Below are 25,025 nucleotides of genomic sequence, written 5' to 3'. Positions count from 1 at the left end.
ATGATGGACAAAATAACAGACGATGAATGCTATTGTGCGAATTTCTGCATGAGCGCCTTTTCTGGCCGGCAAGTTTTCCACCGGCAAAACAAAGCGTTAAGGGCAAGTGCTGGACATCCGTACAAGATTAACTGTTGGCGACGGCCCTGAATGTCTATCCTTTGACAGCGGTGGGGGCCAGCGTTGGGTAAAGCGGAGCGTTTGGTCACTTTATGACGTCGAACAGCAAGCATAGCAGCAGCGGCGATATCGCCATCGTGGGTCTTTCTGTCCGGGTGCCCGGCGCAGGGTCTGCCAACGCCTTCTGGGCCAATCTGCGCAGTGGGACGGAATCCATCGTCCGGCTGAGCGAGGAGGAGCTGATCGCCAATGGCGAGGATCCGGCGCTGATGTCCGATCCCAATTTCGTCCCCGCCGCCGCGCCGCTCGACGATTACGCCATGTTCGACCCGGAATTCTTCGGCTTTTCTCCGAAGGAGGCCGCGATCCTCGACCCGCAGCACCGCAAGTTCCTCGAAGTCGCCTGGGAGGCGATGGAGGATGCCGGCCATCCGCCCGAAACCATCGCCGGCCCGATCGGCGTCTATGCCGGCTGCGGCATGGGGAGCTATTTCTATTTCAACATCTGCTCCAACCCCGGGCTGGTGCAGGACGTCGGCATGTTCCTGCTGCGCCACACCGGCAACGACAAGGATTTCCTGTCGACCCGGGTGAGCCATGTGTTCGACCTCAAGGGCCCCTCGATCAACCTGCAGACCGCCTGCTCCACCTCGCTGGTGGCGGTGCATTACGCCTGCAAGGCGCTGCGCGACGGCGATTGTGACATGGCCCTGGCCGGCGGTGTGACCATCGAGCTGCCGCAGGGCCGTGGATATGTTTACAAGGAAAACGAGATCCTCTCTCCCGATGGCCATTGCCATGCCTTCGACCACCGAGCGCAGGGCACCGTCTTCGGCTCTGGTGCCGGCGCTGTTGCGCTGAGACGGCTGGAGGATGCGATTGCCGACGGGGATCACATCTGGGCGGTGATCAAGGGCAGCGCCGTCAACAATGATGGCGCCGCCAAGGCGGGTTATCTGGCGCCTTCGGTCGATGGCCAATCACAGGCGGTGACGCTGGCACTGAAGGCCGCAGGTGTGCCGGCCGACACCATTGATTACATTGAATGCCACGGCACCGGCACCTATCTGGGCGACCCGATCGAGGTTTCCGCCCTGACCGAGGCCTATCGCAAGCAGACGCCCGATACCGGCTTTTGCCGCATCGGCTCGGTCAAGACCAATATCGGCCATCTGGATACCGCCGCCGGCGTCGCCGGGCTGGTCAAGACCACGCTGGCGCTGAAACATGGGGAAATCCCGCCCTCTCTGGGTTATGAGGCGCCGAACCCGGCGATTGATTTCGATCATTCGCCGTTCCAGGTCGCCGACAAGCTGATGCCCTGGCAATCGCACAAGGGCCCGCGCCGCGCCGGCATCAACGCGCTTGGCGTCGGCGGCACCAATGCCCATGCGATCCTTGAGGAGGCACCCGAGCGCGCGCCGTCGGAGGAAAGCGAATTCCCCTTCCAGATCCTCTGCCTCTCCGGCCGCAGCCGTGCAGCGCTTGATGCCAATTCCCGCGCACTGGCGGCGCATCTGCGCGCCAATCCCGATCTGCCGTTGGCCGATGTCGCCTTTACCCTGAAGGAAGGGCGCCGCGGATTCGACAAGCGCCGGGTACTGGTCGCCGAGAGTGCCGAGGAAGCAGCGCGGCTGCTGGAGGAGAACGACCCGCGCCAAGTTTTCACCCACGACCGGCTGGGCACCGCGCCTGAACTGGTGTTCATGTTCCCCGGCGGCGGCGCCCAATATGCCGGCATGGCCCGCGATCTCTACGAGACCGAGCCGGTCTTTGCCGACTGGATGGATCGCGGTCTGGACCATCTGGAACCCAAGCTCGATTTCGACATTCGCGCCCTTTGGCTGCCCGAGGATGAGGCAGCGCAGGCCGAGGCCGACCGGAAGCTGACGCGCCCCTCAGTGCAATTGCCGCTGATCATGATCGTCGAATATGCGCTGGCCCAATTGTGGATGAGCTGGGGCGCCCGCCCCGCCGCCCTAGTCGGCCATTCGATGGGCGAGAATACCGCCGCCTGTCTGGCCGGCGTGATGTCGTTCGAGGATTGCATCGACCTGGTGCTGCTACGTGGGCGGCTGTTCGACACCGTGCCGGCGGGCGGCATGCTGAGCGTGTCGCTGCCCGAGGCGGAACTGCGCGAGCTGATCGGCGACGATCTGGACATCGCCAGCGTCAACGCCCCTCGGCTTTGCGCCGTCTCCGGACCTCAGGCGGCGCTCGATGCGCTGTCAGAGACCCTCACCGCGCGGGAGATTGACCACCAGCGGGTGCAGATCGACATCGCGGCGCATTCGCGCATGCTCGACCCGATCCTGGCAGAATTCGGCGCCTTCCTGCGCTCGATCCCTCTGTCGGCGCCGACGATGAAGGTGATGTCGAACCGCACCGGCGCGCCCCTGAGTGCCGAACAGGCGACCGACCCCGACTATTGGGTCGGTCAGTTGCGCAACACCGTGCGGTTCAACGATTGCGTCACCGCCCTGGCGCAGGGCAAGAAACGCGTCTTTCTCGAGGTCGGGCCGGGCAAGGCGCTCAGCTCGCTGGCGCAGATGAACGACGCGGTCGGCTCGGGTCAGGTGATCAGCTCGCTCCGTCACCCGCAGCAGGAGATCGCCGACGACGCCTATTTCCTGTCCGGCATCGGCCGGCTCTGGGCCTGCGGGATCGAGGCGGATTGGGATCAGATCTGGGGCGAGACCAAGCGCCACCGCCTGCCGCTGCCGACCTATGCCTTCCAGTCCAGCCGCTATTTCATCGACCCCGGCAAGCCGCAGGTGACGGTGGAGGGCGAGGTCTCGCTCTCCCGCATCGAGGACATGGCACGCTGGGGCTATCGCCCGGCCTGGCGGCCACGGCCGGCGGATTGCGAGATCGACGTAGAGCGTGATCTGGCCGAGGCCGGGGCGCAGACCTGGCTGATCTTCGAAGATGACGCGGGGCTGGCGGCGGATGTGATCCGGCGACTGACCGAGGCGGGCCAGAGCGTGACCCGGGTCACCCCGGGCGACACCTATGCCAAGCTCTCCGACGATCGGTATCAACTGCCGCCCGAACAGGGCCGCTTCGGCTATGACAGCCTGCTGGCCGATCTGGCCGAGGCCGGCCGCAGCCCGACGCGGATCGGGCATTTCTGGCTGGTCACCCGGGACGAAAGCCACCGCCCCGGCGGATCGTTCTATGACCGGATGCTGGAACAGGGCTTCTTCAGCCTGATGTATCTGGCCCAGGCGCTTGGCGGCGCAGAGTTGGAGCACCCGGTGCATATCGTCGCCTTCACCAATGGCGCGGCGCAGCTTGATGACGAAGGGCTGCCCTATCCCGAGAAATCTCTGATCGCCGGCCCGGTCGGCGTGATCCCGCACGAGATGCCGGGGATCACCCTCGCCTCGGTCGATATCGCTCTGCCCGAGGTGGCGCCGAAGCGCCTTCTCACGGCGCTCGGCGGCGGCGCGGCCCCGGCCGATCTGACGCCGCTGGTCTCGCAGGCGCTGGAGGAATTGCTGGCCGAGCCCGGTAATGAGGTGGCGCTGCGGCGGGGAGAGAAACGCTATGTCCGCAGTTGGCGGCCGCTGCCGCTTGAGGATAGCGCCGCGCCGGTTTGGAAGACCGGCGGCACCTATCTGATCACCGGCGGCTTCGGTGGCATCGGGCTGACGCTGGCGGCCGAGCTGATGCGCGATCACGGCGCCAATGTGATCCTTCTGGCCCGCGATCCCCTGCCCGCCCGCGACGAGTGGGCCGGCTATCTTGCCAGCCATCCCCCCGGCGACCGGCTGGCGCGGCGCATTCACGCGCTGCAGGGGCTGGAGGAGATCGGTGAGGGCGCGGTGATGGCGATCGCGGCGGATGTCTGCAACATCGACCGTATGCGCGCCGCCGTGGCCGAAGCCGAGGAACGCTTTGGCGCGGTGACCGGGGTGATCCATGCCGCCGGCCAGATCGACGACGGCCCGGTGCTGGCCAAGACCGAAAGCGGCGTCGCCCAGGTCTTCTCGCCGAAAGTCACCGGCCTCAGGGTGCTCGACACCCTCTTCCCCGACGGGATGGTCGAGGTGATGGTCCTGTTCTCCTCCTCCTCCACCGCAACGGCGCCGGCGGGGCAGATCGACTATGTGGCTGCGAACGAATATCTCAACGCATTCGCCCAGGGCCGCAACGGCGCCGCGACGCGGGTGATGGCTGTCGATTGGGGCGTCTGGTCCCAAGTCGGCATGGCCGCCGATGCCATGTCCGCCCGCGACAGCGCCGGCAAGCCGAGCGAGCGGGTGGAGTGCGATCAGCCGCTGCTGCGCGAGACCGGTTTCGATGCCGGCGGCAATCGCCTGTTCGTGTCGACCTATGATGCGCAAGACGATTGGGTGTTCGACCAGCACCGCACTGCCGCGGGCGAGGCGCTGTTGCCCGGAACCGGCTATATCGAGCTGGCGGCAGAGGCGATGGCGGCCCAGGGCATCGCCGTGCCCTACGAGATCCGCGATCTCTATTTCCTCAGGCCGCTGCGGGTGGCGAACGACCAGCCCCGCCGCGCCGTCCTGCGGCTGGAGGCCGATGAGGCGAGCCTGAATCTGACCGTACATGCCGCGCTTGGCGCCGAAGAGGCCGCGGGGTACGAACTGAACGCCCAGGCGCAGATCCTGCCCCTCGCCGATCCGGCCCGCCCCGCGCCGCTCGATCTGACAGCGATCGCCGCGCGCTGCGGTACGCCGGAGCTGGCCGGACCTGACGACTGCCTGCATTCCCCTCAAGAGGCGCATCTGCGCTTCGGCCCGCGCTGGCAGGTACTGCGCCGCCGCGCCATGGGCGCGGGTGAAGGGCTCGCCACGCTGAGCCTGCCGCAACAGTGCCGGGGCGATCTGGCCGAGGGTTTTCTGATGCACCCGGGGCTTCTCGATCTCGCCACCGGCTGGGCCATCGCACTGGCGCCAGGCTACGACGACGCGGCGCTCTGGGTACCGGTCAGCTATCGTGCCATCCGCGTCTTCGCCCCCCTGCCGGGCGAGATCCGGAGTTGGATGCGACTGACCCCGGGCAGCGCCACGACCGAGGGGTTCACCAGCTTCGATGTCACCCTGACCGACGCGCAGGGCAATGTCTGTGTCGAGATCGAAGGCTTCCAGATGACCCGCACCGCCGGCACGCTGGAGTTCTCCGCGCCGGACAAACCCGATGCGCAGGCCGCCGATCTCGGCCTGGTGGCGACGACGCATGACGCGCCGCTCAGCCCCGAGGAACAGCGGCTGCGGCACAATATCACCCAAGGCATCCGCCCAGAGGACGGGCCCGAGGCGCTGCGCCGGGCGTTGGCGCTGGGGGCGCCGCAGGTACTGATCAGCACGCTCGACCTGCCGGCGCTGATCGCCCAGGCCGCAAGGGTCAGCGCGCCGAAACCGGACGAGGCGCAAAGCTTTGATCGTCCCGATCTCGACACCGATTATGTCGCCCCCACGACCGAGGTGGAAAAGACCCTTGCCGGTCTGTTCTCCTCGCTTCTCGGGGTGGCACGGGTCGGGGTGAACGACAGTTTCTTCGATCTTGGCGGCCATTCGCTGATCGCGGTGCGGCTCTTCGCCCGGATCAGCCGGCTCTATGATGTCGAATTCCCGCTCGCCACCCTGTTCGAGGCGCCGAGCGTCGCCGCCCTGGCCGGGCTCATCGCCGCGCGCACCGGGGTGACTAGCGAGGCCGTCGAGGGAGAGGCGCCGCCGCAGGCGGAGGCCACACCGGCCTTCACCCATCTGGTGGCGCTGCACAAGGGCGGCGCCGCGGCGCGCACCCCGTTCTTCCTGGTCGCCGGCATGTTCGGCAACGTGCTGAACCTGCGGCATCTGGCGCTGATGCTGGGCCGCGACCGGCCGGTCTGGGGGTTGCAGGCGCGCGGGCTGATCGGCGGCGACGAACCCCACCACCGCATGGAGGAGGCCGCCGCCGATTACATCGCCGAGCTGCGCCAGGTGCAGCCGCATGGGCCCTATCTGCTGGGCGGCTTCTCGGGCGGTGGCATCACCGCCTATGAAATCGCGCGCCAGCTTGAGGCCGCGGGCGAAGAGGTGGCGCTGCTGGTCATGCTCGACACTCCCCTGCCCGTCCGCCCGACGCTCAGCTCGCAGGACAAGGCGCTGATCAAGTTGCAGGAGCTGCGCCGCAAGGGCGCCGGATACCTGGGCGAATGGGCTGGCAACCGTATCCGATGGGAGCTGCAGAAACGCCGTGGCGCCCCGGCGCTGGTCAGCACCGGCACCAGCTTCAACAACGAGAAGATCGAGGCCGCCTTCCGCGACTCGCTGGCGGCCTATGACCTCAAGCCCTGGAACGGGCCGATGGTGCTGTTCCGCCCGCCGCTTGATCGGCGCTGGAAGGTCTCGGGCGGCAATTGGGTGAGTGCTGCGCGCGAATATGTCTTCGACGACAACCAATGGACCGCCTACGTGCCGCGCACGCGGGTGATCGAGGTGCCGGGGGATCACGATTCCATGGTGCTGGTCCCGAATGTCAGCGTGCTGGCCGAGAAGATGAAGACCTTCATCGACAAGGCCGAGGCCGGGCTGCCGCCCGACAGCCCCGAGGTTTCGGGCGATCATCAACAGGCGGCGGAGTGATCGCGATGACCGGCCCTACCGTCCTGACCATCCTGCTGAACTTCCGCACCCCCGATCTGACCCTGCGGTCGGCCGAGGCGGCGCTGGCTGCGATGGAGCATGTCGCCGGCGAGATCGTGATCGTCGACAACGATTCGGGCGACGGATCGTTCGAGACCATCCGCGCCGCAGCGGAAGCACGCGGCTGGCTCGGCTCCGGCCGGCTCAGGGTGATCGCCTCGGACCATAACGGCGGCTTCGGGGCTGGTATGAATGTTGGCATGGCCGCCGGCCTCGCCTCCGGCGCGGCGCCGGATTTCTATTACCTTCTGAACTCCGACGCCTTTCCCGAAGCGGGCACCATCGCGGCCCTGCGCGATTTCCTGATCGCCCATCCCAAGGCCGGGTTCGCCGGCAGCTTCGTCTATGGCGAGGATGGGCTACCGCATCAGACCGCCTTCCGCTTCCCCTCCGCCGCCGGAGAGTTCGAGACGGCGGCGCGCACCGGCATCTTCTCGCGCCTGCTGAAGAACGCCATCGTCGCCCTGCCGGTCCCGGCCGAGACGACCCAGATCGACTGGACCGCCGGCGCCAGCCTGATGCTGCGGGCCGGGATGATCCATCAGATCGGCGGCTTCGACGAGACCTTTTTCCTTTATTACGAAGAAACCGAACTTTGCCATCGGGCGGCGCGGGCCGGCTGGCAATGCTGGTTCGTCCCGAAAAGCCGGATCATGCATCTGGGCTCCGTCTCCACCGGCATGAAACGGTGGAGCCGGACGCCGGGCTATTGGTTCGACTCGCGCCGCTATTACTTCACCAAGACCCACGGGCCCGCCTATGCGCTGGCCGCGACGCTGGCCCGCGTGGCCGGACAGACGATCTGGGGCCTGCGCCGGCTGCTGCAGGGCAAGCCGCAGGCTGATCCAGATCATTTCCTGCGTGACCTTGTCGCCCATAGTTTCGGACCGGGGCTCAAACCCCGCAAGACCGCTTCGCCTTTGACAGCCACCCCTCGTTGAGGACAGCAAATGACCGTTTTTTCCTGTGTACTTATTGGTAACGAATCCCTCCTGATCGGTTGCGGTGACGCCCTGCGCGATGCCGGCCACACCATCCGCGCCGTGGTCTCGCGCGATCCCGATATCCGCACCTGGGCCGAAGGCCTGGGCCTGCCGGTCGAAACCAAGATCGCCGCACTGGCAGAACGGTTCGGGGCGGGGGATTTCGACTGGCTCCTGTCCATCGCCAACCTCAACGTGATCCCCGACGCGGTGCTGACGCTGCCCGCCAAGGGCGCTGTCAACTTCCATGACGGCCCGCTGCCACGCTATGCCGGCCTGAACGCGCCGGTCTGGGCGCTGATCAACCAGGAAACCGATTACGCCATCACCTGGCACGTGATCGAAGGCGGCATCGACGAAGGCGACATCCTGGTGCAGGAGCCGGTCGCCATCGCCCCCGAGGACACCGCCTTTACCCTGAATTCGAAGTGCTATGCCGCCGCGATGGACAGCTTCCCGCGGCTGATCGCCCAGCTTGAGACCGGCGCGCCCGACCGGCAGGTGCAGGATCTGAACCTGCGCAGCTATTACCCCCGTGATGCCCGGCCCGAGGCGGCGGCGCGGCTGAATTTCCATCGTCCGGCCAGCCAACTGGCGGCGCTGGTGCGCGCCCTGGATTTCGGCGGCTACTGGAACCCGATCGCCTGCCCGAAGATCGAGATCGCCGGTCAGGTGGTGCTGATCGGCAAGGCCGATCCGGCAGGGCCGGCGCAGGGCCTGCCCGGTAGCGTGATGGCAGTTGACGGCCAGAGCCTGACGGTTGCGACCAGCGAAGGCGCGCTGCGGCTGTCGGCGCTCACCACCCCCGAGGGCATCGCCCTCACCGCCACCGATCTGGTCAGCCCCGGGGCCTCCCTCCCCTCGCCCGCTGCCACCCAGGCCTCGCATCTGACCAACGCGATCTCCGCCGCGATCCGCGACAAGGCGCAATGGCGCCGGGCATTGGCGGCGATGCATCCGATGCCGGTGCCGTTGACCCATGCCGCCACAGCGGCGCCAGAGTGGGACGCCCTGCGCATCGCCCTGCCGGACGGGCTCAGCCCCGAGCGCGCTGCGCTGGCGGCGCTGGCCTGGGGATTGTCCAGCAGCGGCGAGGACTTCGCCGATGTGGCCCTGACCACCCCGGCCGTCGTCGCCTCGGAACAACTGGCACCTGGCTATATCTCCGGCTGGGTGCCGCTGCAGGTGCGCAACGGCGCCACCCTGGCCGAGACCGGCCAGGCGCTGGCCGCCGCGCGGGACATGGCCGCGGCCGGCGGCATCGTCCGCGATCTGATCGCCCGCGACCCGCAGATCACCTGGACCGGTGCGCCGGGGATCGCGCTGGGGCTGTGCGGCACCGGCCCGGTGCCCGACAGCATCGCCACCGTCTCCCTGCGAGACGAACGCGCGACGCTTTATATCGACAAGACCCGGCTGAACGAAGACGCGGCCGAGCTGCTGGCGCGGCGGCTGGAAAAGGCCTTTGCCGCCATCGCCAGTGCCACCGATGACAGCCTTCTGGACGCGCTCGACATCCTGCCCGCCTCGGAACGCCGCAAGACGGTGGAAAGCTGGAACGCGACCCAAGCCGAATTCGATCCCGAGCTGACCATTCATCTCGCCTTCGAGCAGCAGGTCGCCAAGACCCCCGAGGCCACCGCGCTGGTCTTCGAGGATCAGAGCCTGAGCTATGCCGATCTGAACGCCCGCGCCAACGGCGTGGCTGCCGCCCTGCGCGGCATGGGGGTGGCGCCCGGAGCACATGTCGGCCTGTTCCTCAATCGCTCGCCGGAATTGGTGATCGCGGCCCTTGGTATCCTCAAGGCCGGCGGCGCCTATGTGCCGCTCGACCCGGTCTATCCCGCCGACCGGATCGCCCATTACATTCGCGACAGCCGGGCGCAGATGATCGTCACCTCGGCGGCGCTTGAGGGCGACCTGCCCGAACATGCGGCGCAAATCCTCAAGGTCGAGGGCCTCGGGGCCGAGGCCGCCAATGTCGACGGCGGCGCCAACGGAGCGGATCTGGCCTATCTGATCTATACCTCGGGCTCCACCGGCCTGCCCAAGGGGGTGATGGTCGAACATCGCAACGTGTCGAACTTCTTTGCCGGCATGGATGACCGCATCGGCGTGCCAGAAAACGGCACCTGGTTCGCGGTGACCAGCCTCAGCTTCGACATCTCTGTCCTCGAACTGTTCTGGACGCTGGCCCGCGGCTTCAAGCTGGTGCTGTCGGGGGATGAAAACCGCGCCGTGGTCTCCAAGGGCCCGCTGGCGGTCAGCGATCGGCGGATCGACTTCAACCTGATGTACTGGGGCAATGACGACGGCGTCGGCCCGAAGAAATACGAACTGCTGCTGGAAGGCGCCAAATTCGCCGATGCCAACGGCTTCAACGCGGTCTGGACGCCGGAACGGCACTTCCACGCCTTCGGCGGCCCCTATCCGAATCCCGCCGTCACCGGTGCCGCTGTCGCGGCGGTAACCCAGAACATCGCCGTGCGCGCGGGAAGCTGCGTCGCTCCGCTGCACCATCCGGCCCGCATTGCCGAGGAATGGGCGGTAATCGACAACCTGACCAACGGGCGGGTGGCGCTTGGCATCGCCTCGGGCTGGCAGCCCGACGATTTCATCCTGCGCCCCGAGAACACGCCGCCCGCCAACAAGCCGGCGATGTTCGCCACCATCGAAACCCTGCGCAAGCTCTGGCGTGGCGAGGCGGTGGAATTCCCCAAGGCCGACGGGTCGATGCACGCCGTGGTTACCCAGCCCCGGCCGGTGTCGAAGGAACTGGCGATCTGGGTCACCACCGCCGGCAACCCCGAAACCTGGATCGAGGCCGGCCGCATCGGCGCCAACGTCCTGACCCACCTGCTGGGCCAGTCGATCGAGGAAGTGGGCGAGAAAATCCGCCTCTATCACACCGCCCTGCGCGAGGCCGGCCATGATCCGGCCGATTTCACCGTGACCCTGATGCTGCACAGCTATCTGGCCGAGACGCGCGAACAGGCGGCCAAGGTCGCGCGCGGGCCGATGAAGGACTACCTGCGTTCGGCTGCGGCGCTGATCAAGCAATACGCCTGGGCCTTCCCCGCCTTCAAGAAACCCAAGGGGGTGAGCAATGCCTTCGACATGGATCTGGGCATGCTGGGCGAGGAAGAACTGGAGGCGATCCTCGATTTCGCCTTCGAGCGGTATTTCGAGGATTCGGGCCTTTTCGGCACGGTGGCCGACGGTCTGGCCCGCGTCGAACAGCTCAAGCGCATCGGTGTCGACGAGATCGCCTGTCTGATCGACTACGGCATCGCCCCCGATCTGGTGCTGGAGGGGCTGAAGCCGATCGCCCAGGTGCTGAAGCGGGCCAATGCGCCCAGTGAGCCCGAGGCGGACGATTTCTCGCTCGCCGCGCAGATCATCCGCCACAACGTCACCCATATGCAATGCACGCCCTCGATGGCGCGGATGATCGCGATGAACGACGAGGCGCGGCTGGCGCTTGGCCGCGTCAAGCATCTGCTGGTGGGCGGCGAGGCGCTGCCCGGCGATCTGGTCGCCGATCTGCGCGAATGCACCGGGGCGCAAATCCACAACATGTACGGCCCGACCGAAACCACCATCTGGTCGACCTGCGAGGCGGTGGGCCCCGCCCCCCGCGGCACCGTCAATGTCGGCACACCGATCGCCAATACCGGCGTCTACGTGCTGGACGAGGCGGGCCGCCCCGCCCCCATCGGCGTTCCGGGAGAGCTCTATATCGGCGGAGCCGGGGTGACCCGTGGCTATTGGGAGCGCGAAGAGCTGACAGCAGAACGCTTCCCCGCCGATCCCTTCGCGCCCGAAATCGTCCTGACCGGTCCGCACCCCCTGCGCATGTACCGCACCGGCGATCTGGTGCGCTGGCGGATCGACGGCAAGCTCGATTTCCTCGGTCGCACCGACCATCAGGTCAAGATCCGCGGCCAGCGCATCGAACTCGGCGAGATCGAGGCGGCCCTGGCCGCCTGGCCGGGCGTGAGTGCCGCCGTGGTGGTGGCGCGTCAGATGGCGCCCGGCGACCTCAGGCTGGTCGGCTATGTCACCGCCGACGGCGCCGTTGACGAGGCGGTATTGCGCGCCGACCTCGCCCGTCACCTGCCCGAGGTCATGGTGCCCGCACATATCGTCCAACTCGGCGCCTTCCCGCTGACACCGAACAAGAAGATCGACCGCAAGGCGCTGCCGGCGCCGCAGCTCACCCGGCAGTTGCGCCCGGCCATCGCCGACAGTGTCACGCCCGGGGCCACAGCCCCGGTAACGGGCGGCGCCCAGGCCCAGATCGCGGCGATCTGGGCGCGTATCCTCGGCCTTAACGCCACCGAGATCACCATGGAGGATAATTTCTTCGGCCTTGGCGGCCATTCGCTGCTGGCGGTGCAGGCGCATCGGGAAATCCGCCAGACGCTGAACCGGCCCGATCTGTCGATCACCGATATCTTCCGCTTCCCCACGCTTGGCGGGCTGGCGGACCATCTGGGCGGCGGCGGAGAGCCCGAGCCCGACGGCCCGCAGCCGATGGATGAGGCCGACCGCAGCGAAACCATGTCCAAGCGGCGCGCCATGCGCGACCGTCGTCGGATGCGGGCGGGATGACCGCTCCGGCCCGAAGATCCGAGCCGCCCCCCTCCGCGCTGAACCTGGCGCGGGGGCTGTTTCCCGTCGGTGTGGCCCTGGCCGAAACCGATCCGCGCGCGCCGCAACCTTCCCCCTGGCCCGAGGAACGCGCGGGGCTGACCCGACCACAGCCCGGCCGTTTGCGCGAATTCGCAGCCGGGCGGGCCGCGGCGCGGCACGCGATGGCACGGCTCGGCGAGCCAGCACGGCCCATTCTCCACGGGAGCGACCGCGCTCCGGTCTGGCCCGCTGGGCTGGTCGGCAGCATCAGCCATTGTTCCACCACCTGCCTCGCCGCGGTGGCGAAGGCGGGCAGCTTCGCTGCCCTCGGTCTCGATCTCGAAGAGGCCACGCTGCTGCCTTTTGACCTGATCCCGGCGATCTGTACCGACGCGGAGGCCGAACGCCTCGCCCCCCTGCCCGAAACGCAGCAGGGCCTTATGGCCAAGCTGATCTTTAGCGCCAAGGAATGCGCCTATAAGGCGCAATACCCCGCCTCGCGCCAGGTGTTCGGCTTTCAGACGCTGGAGCTCGACTTCAACGCTGAAATGCCGCTGGTCTGCGGCAAATTCACCGTCCGTTTTCTGCATGCCGTCCCGCCGTTCACCACGGCCAGCCACCTGTCGGGCAACTATGTCATTTCCGGCGGCCTCATCATCACAGCGATTGCCCTTCACAGGTGAAATCGCGCCCCTGCCGCCCTACATGATATGATGCCGACGCGACCGACCCTTTTGAGGCCCGCCGACACATGACTTTGCGTACGATTATCCTTGTTGCCTTTCCTGTGGTTGCACTCCTTGCCGCCGCCCTCTGGACGTTAGCGCCGCGTCCGCGCCTACCCGATGCGGCAGCGATCTCTGCCGCCTATGCCGCCCCCTTGCCGCCGCCCGATCATCCGCTGGCCGTCTATCACCTGGGCCACAGCCTGGTCGGCCGCGATATGCCGGCAATGCTGGCCCAGCTTGCAGGGCCCGGATACCGTTATGATCTGCAACTGGGCTGGGGCACCTCGCTGAAAGAACATTGGGAGCCCGACCTGCCGATCAACGGCTTTGCCGAGGAAAACGACACCCCCCATTTCCGCCCAGCGCGCGAAGCGATCGGCTCAGGCGATTACGACGCCGTCATCCTGACCGAGATGGTCGAACTGCGCGACGCCATCCGCTACCACGACAGCCCCCGCTATTTCCGGAAATGGGCCGATCTGGCGCGGGCGGCTTCGCCCTCCACCCGTGTCTATCTCTACGAGACCTGGCACCCGCTCGATACCGCCGAGGGCTGGCTCGACCGGCTCGACCGTGATCTGCCCGAGCTGTGGGAGCGGAAGCTTCTGCTGCCCGATCTGGACGATCTTACCAATGACACCAGCCATCGCCCTGCCCATGTGATCCCGGCAGGTCAGGTGATGGCGGCCTTCGTCCGGCGGCTGGAGGATGAGGGAGGCATCGGCAATATCCGCCAGCGCGAAGATCTTTTCGCGCTTCGGCCCGATGGCACACCCGATCCGATCCACCCCAGCGATCTGGGCAATTATCTGGTGGCACTTACCCATTACGCCGTGCTCTATGGGCAGTCTCCGTTGGGTCTGCCCCATGCCTTGACCCGTGCCGACGGCACCCCTGCCACTGCCCCGGATGCCGAAGCCGCCCGCGCCATGCAGGATACCGTCTGGCAGATCGTGACCACCTATCCCAAGACCGGAGTCGCCCAATGAGACGCCGCACCCTGCTGCAATCCACCCTGCTGTCGCCGCTGGCGCTGTCCCTGCCCCACCACGCCTTCGCGCAGGACGCGCCGGATGCGCCGCGCCCGGTTGGGCCGGTGCCAATGTGTATCGGGTTGAATGGCGTCAACGACTGGAGCCCGGAGCAGCCGTTCCTCGACGTGATGAAGACCGCACGGACCTGGATCGGACACAAGCCCGGCCAATGGGGCGGCGCCGGCCACGCCGATCTGGCGCGGGCCGGGTATCTGGACGATCACGGCTGGCCCATGGCGATTCCGCCTGAGTTAAGATCAATCGGTACGGTGGTGCTGACCGATTTGCCAGAAAAAGCAGCCTCGCTCAAAGGCCGCTATGTGCTGCGGTTCGAGGGCGATGGCATCGTCGAGGTCAGCGGACGCGGCCAGAACGTCCGCTATGGCCGCAATGAGGTGAGCTTTGATTTCACCCCCGGCGACGGCGCGGTCATCATCCGCATCCAGCGCACCGACCGCAGCAAGTCCGGTGATTATGTCCGCAACATCACCATCGTGCGGGAAGAGCATCTGCGCGCCTTCGATGCCGGCGCAGTCTTCAACCCGGATTTCCTGCGCATCCTCGAAGGCTTCAAGGCGGTCCGCTTCATGGACTGGATGCTGACCAACGAGACCCCGCAAACCACCTGGGACAGCCGGCCGCAGGTCAGCGATTACACCTATGGGCTGCGCGGCGTTCCGGCCGAGGTGATGCTGGATCTGGCCAACCGGATCGGGGTCGATGCCTGGTTCAACATCCCCCATACCGCGGACGATGGTTTCGTCCAGCGATTTGCCACATTGGCGCGCAACACGCTGTGGCACGATCTGCACTGTTACATGGAATTCTCGAACGAAGTCTGGAACTGGCAGTTCCCCCAGGCCCGCTGGGCCGACGACATGGCCAAGAAACGCTGGGGCAAGGACAACGCCTGGGTACAGTATTACGCGCTGCGTGCCGCCGAGGTCGCGCGCCTGTGCGCCGAAGTCTTTGACGCCACCGGCGCGCGCGACCGGCTGATCAACGTGATCTCGTCACAGACCGGATGGCTCGGGCTCGAGGCCGATATCTTCGAGCCCCCGCTTCTGACCCGGGAACAGCCCGATTCACCAAGCATCGCCAGCGCCTTCGACGCCTATGCGATCACCGGCTATTTCGGGGGCGGACTGGGGACCGAGGATCGCGCCGGCCTGGTGCGGCAATGGCTGATGGACAGTCTCGATCTGGCCGAAGGGGTGGCGGCGGTGAAACGTCTGGGCGGCACCGACCGCGAGGCCTATGTCGCGGATCACAAATATGACGCGGCCACCGCGCTCGCCTGGGCCGAGCTGCGCGACGGGCTGGCCAGCGGCGAGCCGGAGGGGTCGCTGAGCTGGCTGATCGGAACCGTCTTCCCCCATCACGCCGAAGTGGCAAAGAAATGGGGCCTGGATCTGGTAATGTACGAAGGTGGCACCCATGTGGTCGGAATCGGCCCGATGGTCGATGCCGACGACCTGACCGATTTTTTCACCCACCTGAATTACACGGCGGAAATGGGCACGCTCTATACCGAGTTGATCAACGGCTGGCACGCCGCTGGCGGCGGGATGTTCAACGTCTTTTCCGATGTGAACAAGCCCGGCAAATGGGGAAGCTGGGGGGCGCTGCGCCATCTGTCCGACGATAATCCGCGCTGGGAGGCGATCAGAGCCTTCTTATGACCCGTACTCTCAGCGTCATATTACCCGCCCATAACGAAAGCGCCTGGATCGACGGCTGTCTGGGGGCGCTCTGCGCCTCAGATCCGCTGCCCGAAGGATGGCTGGCCGAGGTGATCGTGGTGCCGAACGGTTGCCGTGACGATACCGCCGCCCGGGCCCGGGCCTGGGACGAGCGCTTTTCCCTGCGCGGCTGGCACCTGCTGGTCGAGGAGCGCGCCGAAGGCGGCAAGCTGGGGGCGCTGAACCATGGAGACGCGGTGGCCCGAGGCGATGTGCGCGCCTATCTGGACGCCGATGTTCTGGTGTCGCCGCCGCTGCTTGCGGAGCTGACCGAAACGCTGGCGACCGAGGCACCGCGCTATGCTGGCGGGACCCCGAAAATCGCCCCGCAGCAGCAGCGTTTCACCCGTCTCTATACCCGTTTCTGGACCCGGCTGCCCTTTGTCACCACCGGCGCGCCGGGCTTCGGAATCTTCGCCATGTCAGCCGCCGGCCGGGCTCGCTGGGGCGATTGGCCGGATATCATTTCAGATGACACCTTCGCCCGGCTGAACTTCACCCCGCAGGAAAGAACCCGGGTCGGGGCCGGGTATAGCTGGCCGATGGTCGAAGGCTTCGCCAATCTGGTGCGGGTACGGCGAAGGCAAAACGCCGGTGTCGACGAGGTTGCCGCGATATTCCCCGATCTGCTTGCCAATGCGGACAGCAATCGCCCCAGCAAGGCGTTGGTTCTGCGCCTAGCGCTGCGGGATCCGGCGGGTTTTCTGGCCTATGCGGCCGTCGCCCTGGCAGTACGATCGCCGTTGTTTCACAATCGCAGCCGCTGGGATCGCGGTCGCTGAGCAGGCCTCAGCCCTCCGCGACCACCGCATCGGCGAATTGCGCAATCAGCCGCGCGGCCCCGACATCGACATCATGGCGTGCCAGCACCCGCTGCCGACCGGCCTGCCCCATCGTCTCGAGCCGGTCTTGCGGCGTCTCCAGAAGTTCGGCCACCGCATCAGCCAGCGCCTGCACATCACCGGCGGGCACCAGCCAACCGGTCTCTCCCGGGCGGACCAGCTCGGGGATGCCCGCGATATAGGTGGCAATCACTGGACGGGCCGCCGCCATTGCTTCCATGATCACCATCGGTAGGCCTTCGGCGAAACTGGGCAGGACCATCGCATGGGCCGCCGCCAGTTGATCGCGTACCCCGGCCTCGTCCAGCCAGCCCGTCAGGGTAATCGCCTTTTCCAGTCCATGTGCTGAGATCGCGGCCTCGAGCGCGGGCCGCATCTCGCCATCGCCGACCAGGACCAGATGCAGATCGGGGTATCGCGGATGCAGCCGCGCCATTGCCCGAACCAGCAGCATCTGGCCCTTCTGTTCAGCGAACCGACCGATCGACACCAGCCGCCGCGGCCCCGGCGCAAGCGGTTGCGGTCGGGCAAAGGCCCCCGGTTCGATCCCGCAATGAACCACGCAAATCCGGCGCCAGGTGTCGAAATCCGCCCAGCGGAAAAGCTGGCTGCGCCCGAACTGGCTGATCCCCACCGCAAAGGCAGAACGGTCGAGCTTGTCCCCAAGGGAGAGCGCCGCAGGGGCATCGAACTCTTCCGGCCCATGCACGGTGAAACTATAGCCCGGACCACCCAGCGCCTGCACCAGCATCGCCACGGTGGTGGAATTGGTGCCGAAATGGGCGTGGATATGATCCACCCCCTCGGCGGCGCAGCGACGCGCAACCTCGGCCGCCTCGGCCAGATAGATCAGGTGACGCAACCGCCCCGACGGCGCAGCGCGCCCGGCTTTCATTGACAGACGAAACGCCCGCCCCACCGCGCCGGGCCGGCGCAGCGCCAGCATCGCCAGCCCGATCAGCAACCGCCCGGCGCCCCGGTCCAGCACATAATCGGTCGCGGCAGCCTCCTCGCGGTCCTGCGGATCGACCAACGGGCTGGGACTGCGCCGCATCGCCAGCCGCAGGACCGACACGCCGGCCCGTTCCAGCGCCCTGAGTTCGCGCCGGATAAAAGAATGCGACGGCATCGGATAGGTATTCAACACATAGGCAATCTTCACGAAACGGCTCTCCTGCGGGCAGTGACGGAACGAGCCTAGCGGCTTGGCCAGCGCGGGAAAAGCCGGCGGTCACGATCCGGGGTAACGGGCCGGGAATTGTTTCCCAGCAGGGCAGAATGATCTGATCAGACTAATATTTTCCGACACCCATGCCCTGAACCCTCCGTTGTGTCCCGGCTCCGCCGCTCTGTGATTGACCCGCATCACCCCGCCCCCTAGCCTGCCCAGCGATCCAGCCGGATCCCCATCGAACCGGAGGCAAAGCTGCAGACGTGACCAGAGTCCTCTCCGCATTTTCCGGCGACGGCCTGATGGCCCGCGCCCTGCGCAGTGCCTCGTGGCTGATCCTCAGCTTCGGCGGCGCGCAGGCGCTTCGGCTGATGTCCAACCTGGTGCTGACCCGCATCCTCTACCCCGAGGCCTTTGGGCTGATGGCACTGGTCTCGGTGGTGACGATCGGCCTGTCGCTGTTCTCTGACATCGGTATCGGCCCGGCGATCGCACAGAACAAGCGTGGTGACGATCCCGCGTTCCTCGATACAGCCTGGACGCTGCAATTGATCCGCGGCTTCGGCCTTTGGGGCGGTGCCTGCGTTCTGGCCCTGCCGGTGGCGCAGTTCTATGGCGAACCGGCACTGGCCTATTACATCCCCATCGCCGGCATAGGCGCAGCGATCACCGGCTTCGCGCCGATGAAGATCGAAACCGCCCACCGCCACCTGCTGCTGGGCCGGCTGACCGTGCTGGAACTGATCGCCCAGGCCATCGGCATCGCCGCCATGGTGGCGCTGGCGCTGGCGACGCGATCGGTCTCGGCGCTGGTGCTGGGAGGGCCGCTGCAGGCGCTGGCGCGGGTGGTGCTGACCCATTACTTCCTGCCCGGACCCCGCAACCATTTCCGCTGGGATCCCGAAATCGCGCGCGAGATCATGCGCTTCGGGCGCTGGATTTTTCTGTCGACCGCGCTGTTCTTCCTGACCAGCCAGGGCGATCGGCTGGTGTTGGGCCGATTCTTGTCGATGGAAATGCTGGGGCTTTACAACATCGGCTATTTTCTGGCGAGCTTTCCGACCATGATGGGCCATGCGGTGACCAACCGGCTGCTGATCCCGATCTTCCGCGACCGCCCCGCCCATGAAGGCGAGGCGAATTTCCGCAAGCAGCGGCTGTTGCGGATCGGCCTGGTCAGCGGGATGGTCGGTGCCTCGCTGCTGATGTCGCTGCTGGGGCCAGCACTGGTGGAGATCATGTATGACCCCCGTTATCTGCCCGCCGGTGCGGTAGTTGCGCTGATGTCCTGCGCGCTGGTGCCTTCTGCCCTGGGGATGACCTACGATCAGGCGGCGCTGGCCGCGGGCGACAGCCGAAGTTTCTTTCTCTATTCGGCGGTGCGGGCGGTGGCCCAGGTCAGTTTGATCCTGGCCGGCGCGATCTGGTTTCACCTGTTCGGCGCCATCGTCGCCATCGCGGTGGCGCAGTTCGTCGCCTATCCGGTGCTGGTCTGGCTGGCCCGCCGGCACCGGGTCTGGGATCCGCTGACCGATCTGGGGTTCTTCGTTCTGGGCGGGTTGGGCTGCGCCTTCGCACTCTGGCTGCACTGGCCGCTACTGGCCGACCTGCCCGGCGCCTCGGCCTTCTGAGGAGCATAGCCTAGGGGCGCGCACCCCGCCCAGGCGCGAGGAGTTCGCTGACGCGCCCCATGTCGGTGTCGGGCTTCTCAGGCCGTCTTGTCGGTGCGGCGCCGGCGGCTGCGGCGTGACCGGGTATCAAGGTAGGGAACCGACACCACAGGGCGAATACCCAGATCGCGTTCCATATGCGCGGCGGTGCGCATCACCGGGTTCAGCAATTCCAGAACGAAAGCCAGCCCCAGCGCCATCATGACGCTGACCGCTGCCCCCATCAGCGCCAGTTTCTTGCGGCTGCGGGTGAACGGGTAATCCGGCAAGTTGGCCGGTTCGATCACCGTCAGCCGTTCGCTCTGGGCCTGGGTTTCCAGCCGATAGGCCACCTCGGCATCGGTCCGCCGGGCCGAGGCCTCCTGAAGCTGCACCCTGATCTGTTCGAGCTCATGCTCATAGGCGCCGACACGGCGCTCAACTTCGGGCGAGGATTGCAACGAGGCCTCAAGCTCGGCCTTGCGGTCGCGCAGCAGCTTGGCCTGGGCCTCAAGCGTGGTGAGTTGATCGTTGAAATCCGTCTGCTTCCGTGCCGCCGTCGCCGGCAGATCGTTCTGCCGCGACAGATCGGCAGCCCGTTCGATCTGGATCCGCTGACGTGCGATCCCCAGAAGTTCATCATTGATTGATGTGATCTCGCTGCGGCGGATTTCCAGAGTGCCGGGCAGCGCCACTTCGTTGACCTGGCGATAGCTGGCCAGTTCGTCTTCGAGCCGCGAGATATGGTCACGCAGCGTTTCTTCCCGGGCGGTAAAGAAGGCCAGCGTCTCCCGCGCCTTGTCCAGCCTGCTTCGGTTGTTCAGCTCAATGGTGCGGCTGGCGAATTCATGCGCGATCTCCTGCGCCTGCTGCGGCGTCGGCATCTCGGCGGTGACGGTCAGAACCGACACCCAACCATCCGAGGACCCGTTGTTCTGCAACCCATCGATCCGCACGGACGACCGCAGCAGTGCAACCTTTTCGTTCTCGGTCAGTTTCGGCTGATGCGCGTAAAGCCCGTATTTGTCGATGATCGCAAGGACACTGTCGCGTGCCATCACCCGTTGTTCGATCAGTTGCAACCGCCGCGAAATGGTATCTTCGCTGTTGCCGCTGTCACGCGAGGTTTCCCCTTCGATCTGCGGCTGGGTGACCTGGATCACTTCGATAGAGCGATACTTGTGCGTCGCATCCTTCGCGGCGAGCACCGACAATACGCAGCCCGCCGCGATCACCAGCAGGATCAACCAGGCGCGCCGGCGCAACATCTCGACAAAGTCTCTGAACGAAAGAACCGGCCCCATACCCCAATCACCTCAGCTTTTTCACGGATCACACCCGTCGCCCACATCCCGGGCCCGTTTAACGGACCCCACCATAGCATGCAGGCGAAACTAAGGCGTTTCTGTGCTCAGTCCGACGAACGGGTCCGGTTCAGGATTACGCCCAAAAGCTCGGCCTGTTCCCCCAGGATTTCCTCGCAGGCGCGAACCTGTGCCGCAGTTGTCACGGTGCCATCGGCAACCAGCAACACCCCGTCAACCTGCGGCAGGAAGGCCGCAACATCGTCATGTTCCAGCACCGCCGGCAGATCGTAAAGCACCACATCCGGATCGAAGGTCAGCATCATTTCGTCAAGTGCGCGGATCGCCAGCGGATCGTGGAAGGTTTCGGCGGCGTTGGCGTCGACGGTATCCGCCAGCCCCAAGGCAAGCCCTTCGCCGCAGCGCACCAGATGATCCATCGGCGAACAGGTGCCGGCCAGAAACGCGTCCATATGCCCCTGCCCGTGAATATCCAGCGCCGAGGCGATGCCGGGTGCACGACGGTTCATATCCATCAGCACGGTCCGCGTCCCCGGAACGCGCGCCAGGCTCTGCGCCAGATTGACCGCGGTGAATGTCGCCCCGCAGCCCGAAGTCGGCGCGGCAATGGCGACGCGGCGCCAGCCCTGGCTGCGCAAAGTTGCCATCAGCCGGGTCCGCAGCAGATCGAACGACCGCGACGTCCCGCTGCCACGAAACAGGTTGACCAGGGGCGACGGCCGCACGCCCACCGCGGCAGCGCCCGGCTTGACCCGCGGCAGCCGCTCCCAGGCGTCGGGCAGCATTGCCGGCAAACCGTATGACTTGGGTTCGGTCAGCAAGCTCGCCTCCTCGGCCCGCCTGGCAGCCTTGCGGCGGAAAATCTTGCGTTCCTTCCGGTCCATCGGCCCTGCTTCGTTCCAAGAGTGGGCGGCGAGAAAATCACCGTCGATCGCCGCCATATCACCCTCAAGATAATCTTTCATATCCTGTCCTCCAAATCGAAGATTTGTGGAAATGGCCAAGCTCACACGCCGGTGCGGCGTGCCATCACGCCCACCGTGCGGAGCATCAACATCAGATCGCGGCCCAGCGACAGGCTACGATAATAGGCATCATCGACCTCGGCGCGATAGCTGAACGCCTTGTCGTTCCGGGTCGAGACCTGCCACAGACCGGTGATCCCCGGCTTGACCGCCCGATAAGACGAGGCATCGCCATAAAGCGGCAATTGCTCGGGCATCATCGGCCGCGGCCCCACCAGGCTCATTTCCCCTTTCACCACGTTCCAAAGCTGCGGCAGCTCGTCGAGCGAAGTGGCGCGCAGGAATTGGCCTACCCTGGTGATCCGCGGGTCATTGCGCAGCTTCTGATTGGCGTTCCATTCCGCACGCATCGCCGGATCGCGGGCCAGATGACCGGCCAGAAGCTGATCGGCGTTGCGCACCATGGTCCGCAACTTGACCATGTAGAAGAGGCGCCCCCCTTGCCCCAGGCGGGCCTGCCAATAGAACGGTTGCCCGCCCTCGACCGCCAGCGCCACTGCACAAAGCAGGATGATCGGCAACGTGATCGGCAAAGACAGCAGGATCAAAGCCAGATCCAGCATCCTTTTATCACCACGGGCATAAAGGTTCCGCAGGAACCGCCTGCCGGTCTTGCCGGGCAAGCCCCGCACTATTGGCGCCGGGGCATTGGTGTTCGCCGGGGCCGGAAGCAGAATTCTGACCGTCCTTGCGGTCGTTTCAGGGGGCCGGTTGAATGCCACGCCATAAGAGTGGCTGTAAACGACATGAGTCATGATCGCTCTCCTGAGCTGGGCAAAACCTGCCCTTGCCGCGAAAAATCGCGGCACTTGTCCAAACCAAACTTTTACAGATGCCCGGCCCTATGCAGCTCGACCGGACGTCAGACGCAATTCAACGGATCGGTCGGCCCCCACCGATTACCCGATCCGCCCAGAGCAAAATCGCGACGCGATTACGCCCTGTTTTCGCCATTTTTGCTTTTACCACTAACGTGAAGATTTTTAACGAAATCTAAGGAAACAATCTGTTTCACACCACTTTCCCGGGGGAAACCTGACCATTACAGCCTGAATAACCATACAGTATAAAATAAACACTTACATTGTATCCATTATGGAAACTATTGTCGCGCAGAATCAGGTTAACCAGGCTCGCTTGCGGTCGCCCGATTTCTGCCACATTCAAGCCAGATGACCTATGGCAACCGTCAGGCAATGGTTACAGTCCCGCCATCCCGACAGGCGCCGCGCGGCCCTGACCGCGTTGACACGGTCACGCCGCCCGGGCCAAACCCGAGGAATACACCCAAGGGGGGAAGGAGACAGCCATGGCGGTATCGCTTCAGATCATCTATCCGGCCAGCCGCGGAACGCGGTTCGACCATGATTATTACCTTGGCACCCATCTGCCACTGGTCGACAGCCACATGGGTGCGCATATCGACCGGGTGCTGGTCACCAAGGGCATCGCCGGCGGCCCAGATGTGCCTCCGCCCTATCATGCAGTGGCAACCATCGTCTTTGCCGACCGGAACGCGATGACAGCAGCGCTGCGCCTGTCTGGACCGGTCAATGAGGATGTGGCGAATTTCACCGATGTTCAGCCACAGATTCTGATCGGCGAAGTCATCGCCTGAGGACCACGGGACATGAAGCAAACAGACTGGATCGCCATCGACACGCAACCCGGACGGGCCGAGGGCTGGCTGCTGCGCGGAACCGATGTGCTGACGCAGACCAGGATTGATGCCCCGGTGGCGGCACCATCGCCATCGGATGCTGCGCCGCTTGTGGCCGCGATGCGCACCGCGCTCTCCGCCCCGGTCGATTTGCCGATCCTGATCGACGGGTTGGCGCTGCGGCCGGTTCCGGTGCCGGGAAAACCGGCCGAGCTTGTGCCGCAGCCTCTGCCCGGCCTGACCGCCAGCGCCCTGCCGCCGCTCGCGCAGACCAGCCCCTCGACCGGGCTGCTGCTGGGCGGCGTGGCGCGATTGACGGGGTTCTTCGCGCTCAATCCCCGCTGGGACGGGGTGATCGTGATGACCGGGCCGGTGACCCATTGGGTCCAGGTCAGCGCCGACGAGGTGGTGAGCTTTCAAAGCGCCTTGAGCGCCGCCCTTGCCGGGGCACTGACGCAGGCCGGCTTGGCGGGCGGCCCCATCGACTGGGATGAGAGCGCCTTCAACGAAGCGCTCGACAGCACGTTGTCGCGCCCCGAACGGCTGGCCTCGGGCCTGGCCGCGCTCCAAGCCGCCGGGCAATTGGGACAAGTGGCGCCCGAGGCGATGGCGCCGCGTCTGAGCGGACTGCTGACCGGCGCGGAACTGGCCGCCACCCGCCCCTATTGGCTGGGTCAGCAGATTGCCGTTCTGGGCGAGACCACTGACGCGCGCCCCTATGTCACCGCGCTGGAGCGTCAGGGCGTGCCCTGCCTGCGCGCCGATCCCGTACGGCTGGCATTGACCGGGCTGATCGCCCACCGCCGCCGGCAAACCGCAGCCGCCCAAGACGACGAAACGACCAGCCGCCCCGCACAATAACGAGCGCCCGAGGAAGGCCCCCGACAGCCTCCGCACCGCCGGGGACCGGCACCGTCTAGGCAGCCGGCCGGCGCAGCCCGATCGGCGCCCCCTGATGCGGTGAAGCATCGAGCCCGGCGTGATCCGCCTTCATCCGCGCCAACCGCGCGACCACCCAGTCCGGATAGGGGGCCGCCCGCCGGGTGCCGTGATCGACATTCATCGACACCACCTCTTGCGTGGCACAGACCACACCATCGGCATCGCGCACCATTTCGGCCAGGACATGCATTCGCTTGCTATCGTGATCGAGCAGCCTGAAGCGGACTGAAAAGCCCTCCCCCTCGCGCAGCTCGTTCAGAAACAATGTCTGCTCCTGCAGCACGAAGGAGCCTTGCTTCCGGGTTTCGACATAGGCGCCGCCGATGCCGAGATGGTCGACGAACAAGACGTCCGCCGCCTGATCGAAGGCAATGCCGTAAAAGCCCACATTCATATGGCCATTGTGGTCGATCCACTCAGGCAGAACTGTCAGCCCCGGCACCACCACCGGCGCGGTATAAGGGCCGTCATGCCCATCCTGCGGGTCTTGCGTCATTGCCGTGTCACTCCCTG

15 protein-coding genes are annotated in these 25,025 nt (G+C 65.9%); 10 read left to right on the top strand and 5 right to left on the bottom strand.

Annotation, left to right across the window (positions count from 1 at the left end):
- Positions 1-212 precede the first annotated feature (212 nt).
- The 7 genes from G455_RS0122480 (at position 213) to G455_RS0122450 (ending at position 16,680) form a co-directional block, all read left to right on the top strand.
- A complete protein-coding gene (locus G455_RS0122480; protein ID WP_028095641.1) occupies positions 213-6,716 on the top strand; it encodes a type I polyketide synthase in 6,504 nt (2,167 codons plus the stop codon).
- A gap of 5 nt (positions 6,717-6,721) precedes the next feature.
- Positions 6,722-7,717: a glycosyltransferase family 2 protein gene (locus G455_RS0122475; protein ID WP_028095640.1), complete on the top strand. Its 996-nt coding sequence runs from the start codon at positions 6,722-6,724 to the stop codon at positions 7,715-7,717.
- Positions 7,718-7,726: 9 nt separating this feature from the next.
- A complete protein-coding gene (locus G455_RS0122470) occupies positions 7,727-12,373 on the top strand; it encodes a MupA/Atu3671 family FMN-dependent luciferase-like monooxygenase (RefSeq protein ID WP_028095639.1) in 4,647 nt (1,548 codons plus the stop codon).
- Complete coding sequence (locus G455_RS0122465; protein ID WP_028095638.1) at positions 12,370-13,077, top strand: 4'-phosphopantetheinyl transferase family protein; 708 nt, start codon at positions 12,370-12,372, stop codon at positions 13,075-13,077. The genes G455_RS0122470 and G455_RS0122465 overlap by 4 nt, the downstream gene beginning before the upstream one ends.
- Positions 13,078-13,145: 68 nt before the next feature.
- A complete protein-coding gene (locus tag G455_RS0122460) occupies positions 13,146-14,111 on the top strand; it encodes a hypothetical protein (protein WP_028095637.1) in 966 nt (321 codons plus the stop codon).
- Positions 14,108-15,838: a hypothetical protein gene (locus G455_RS0122455; protein WP_028095636.1), complete on the top strand. Its 1,731-nt coding sequence runs from the start codon at positions 14,108-14,110 to the stop codon at positions 15,836-15,838. Before G455_RS0122460 ends, G455_RS0122455 begins: the two co-directional genes overlap by 4 nt.
- Positions 15,835-16,680, top strand: coding sequence for a glycosyltransferase (locus G455_RS0122450; RefSeq protein ID WP_028095635.1), 846 nt, complete (start codon positions 15,835-15,837; stop codon positions 16,678-16,680). The genes G455_RS0122455 and G455_RS0122450 overlap by 4 nt, the downstream gene beginning before the upstream one ends.
- Positions 16,681-16,687: 7 nt before the next feature.
- Here the strand turns inward: G455_RS0122450 and G455_RS0122445 are convergent, their stop codons facing one another.
- Positions 16,688-17,902: a glycosyltransferase gene (locus tag G455_RS0122445; protein WP_028095634.1), complete on the bottom strand. Its 1,215-nt coding sequence runs from the start codon at positions 17,900-17,902 to the stop codon at positions 16,688-16,690.
- A 272-nt stretch (positions 17,903-18,174) separates the two neighbouring features.
- Here G455_RS0122445 and G455_RS0122440 point away from each other — a divergent pair, with 272 nt between their 5' ends.
- Positions 18,175-19,542, top strand: a complete 1,368-nt coding sequence (locus G455_RS0122440) for an oligosaccharide flippase family protein (RefSeq protein ID WP_028095633.1) — start codon at positions 18,175-18,177, stop codon at positions 19,540-19,542.
- A gap of 77 nt (positions 19,543-19,619) precedes the next feature.
- Here the strand turns inward: G455_RS0122440 and G455_RS25315 are convergent, their stop codons facing one another.
- The 3 genes from G455_RS25315 to G455_RS0122425 form a co-directional block, all read right to left on the bottom strand.
- The gene (locus G455_RS25315) at positions 19,620-20,864 is read right to left on the bottom strand and encodes a GumC family protein (RefSeq protein WP_035367230.1); all 1,245 of its coding nucleotides are present in this window, start codon (positions 20,862-20,864) and stop codon (positions 19,620-19,622) included.
- Positions 20,865-20,971: 107 nt separating this feature from the next.
- A complete protein-coding gene (locus tag G455_RS25310) occupies positions 20,972-21,850 on the bottom strand; it encodes a CpsD/CapB family tyrosine-protein kinase (protein WP_051312700.1) in 879 nt (292 codons plus the stop codon).
- A gap of 41 nt (positions 21,851-21,891) precedes the next feature.
- Positions 21,892-22,473, bottom strand: a complete 582-nt coding sequence (locus G455_RS0122425; RefSeq protein ID WP_229861782.1) for a sugar transferase — start codon at positions 22,471-22,473, stop codon at positions 21,892-21,894.
- A gap of 746 nt (positions 22,474-23,219) precedes the next feature.
- Between G455_RS0122425 and G455_RS0122420 the strand changes: the two genes are divergently transcribed.
- Complete coding sequence (locus G455_RS0122420) at positions 23,220-23,528, top strand: EthD family reductase (protein WP_028095631.1); 309 nt, start codon at positions 23,220-23,222, stop codon at positions 23,526-23,528.
- 12 nt (positions 23,529-23,540) lie between these two features.
- Positions 23,541-24,431 carry a 2-dehydro-3-deoxygalactonokinase gene (locus G455_RS25815; RefSeq protein WP_051312699.1) on the top strand — a complete coding sequence of 297 codons (891 nt, stop codon included), beginning with the start codon at positions 23,541-23,543 and terminating at the stop codon, positions 24,429-24,431.
- Positions 24,432-24,486: 55 nt separating this feature from the next.
- Here G455_RS25815 and G455_RS0122410 read toward each other — a convergent pair whose 3' ends face one another.
- Complete coding sequence (locus G455_RS0122410) at positions 24,487-25,008, bottom strand: thioesterase family protein (protein ID WP_028095630.1); 522 nt, start codon at positions 25,006-25,008, stop codon at positions 24,487-24,489.
- Positions 25,009-25,025 lie beyond the last annotated feature (17 nt).

Origin of the sequence: Pseudodonghicola xiamenensis DSM 18339 (assembly GCF_000429365.1) — a bacterium.
Taxonomy (GTDB): Bacteria; Pseudomonadota; Alphaproteobacteria; order Rhodobacterales; family Rhodobacteraceae; genus Pseudodonghicola; species Pseudodonghicola xiamenensis.
The sequence above is the reverse complement of the archived record's forward strand: the minus strand, read 5'-3'. Positions and strand labels throughout refer to the sequence as shown.

What these genes read in the sequence shown, in the direction of transcription:
- G455_RS0122425 (WP_229861782.1), bottom strand. Translation starts at nt 22,473, where the DNA reads ATGCTGGATCTGGCTTTGATCCTGCTGTCTTTGCCGATCACGTTGCCG.
- G455_RS0122460 (WP_028095637.1), top strand. Translation starts at nt 13,146, where the DNA reads ATGACTTTGCGTACGATTATCCTTGTTGCCTTTCCTGTGGTTGCACTC.
- G455_RS0122410 (WP_028095630.1), bottom strand. Translation starts at nt 25,008, where the DNA reads ATGACGCAAGACCCGCAGGATGGGCATGACGGCCCTTATACCGCGCCG.
- G455_RS0122450 (WP_028095635.1), top strand. Translation starts at nt 15,835, where the DNA reads ATGACCCGTACTCTCAGCGTCATATTACCCGCCCATAACGAAAGCGCC.
- G455_RS0122470 (WP_028095639.1), top strand. Translation starts at nt 7,727, where the DNA reads ATGACCGTTTTTTCCTGTGTACTTATTGGTAACGAATCCCTCCTGATC.
- G455_RS0122455 (WP_028095636.1), top strand. Translation starts at nt 14,108, where the DNA reads ATGAGACGCCGCACCCTGCTGCAATCCACCCTGCTGTCGCCGCTGGCG.
- G455_RS0122420 (WP_028095631.1), top strand. Translation starts at nt 23,220, where the DNA reads ATGGCGGTATCGCTTCAGATCATCTATCCGGCCAGCCGCGGAACGCGG.
- G455_RS0122465 (WP_028095638.1), top strand. Translation starts at nt 12,370, where the DNA reads ATGACCGCTCCGGCCCGAAGATCCGAGCCGCCCCCCTCCGCGCTGAAC.
- G455_RS25815 (WP_051312699.1), top strand. Translation starts at nt 23,541, where the DNA reads ATGAAGCAAACAGACTGGATCGCCATCGACACGCAACCCGGACGGGCC.
- G455_RS25315 (WP_035367230.1), bottom strand. Translation starts at nt 20,864, where the DNA reads ATGGGGCCGGTTCTTTCGTTCAGAGACTTTGTCGAGATGTTGCGCCGG.
- G455_RS25310 (WP_051312700.1), bottom strand. Translation starts at nt 21,850, where the DNA reads ATGAAAGATTATCTTGAGGGTGATATGGCGGCGATCGACGGTGATTTT.
- G455_RS0122480 (WP_028095641.1), top strand. Translation starts at nt 213, where the DNA reads ATGACGTCGAACAGCAAGCATAGCAGCAGCGGCGATATCGCCATCGTG.
- G455_RS0122475 (WP_028095640.1), top strand. Translation starts at nt 6,722, where the DNA reads ATGACCGGCCCTACCGTCCTGACCATCCTGCTGAACTTCCGCACCCCC.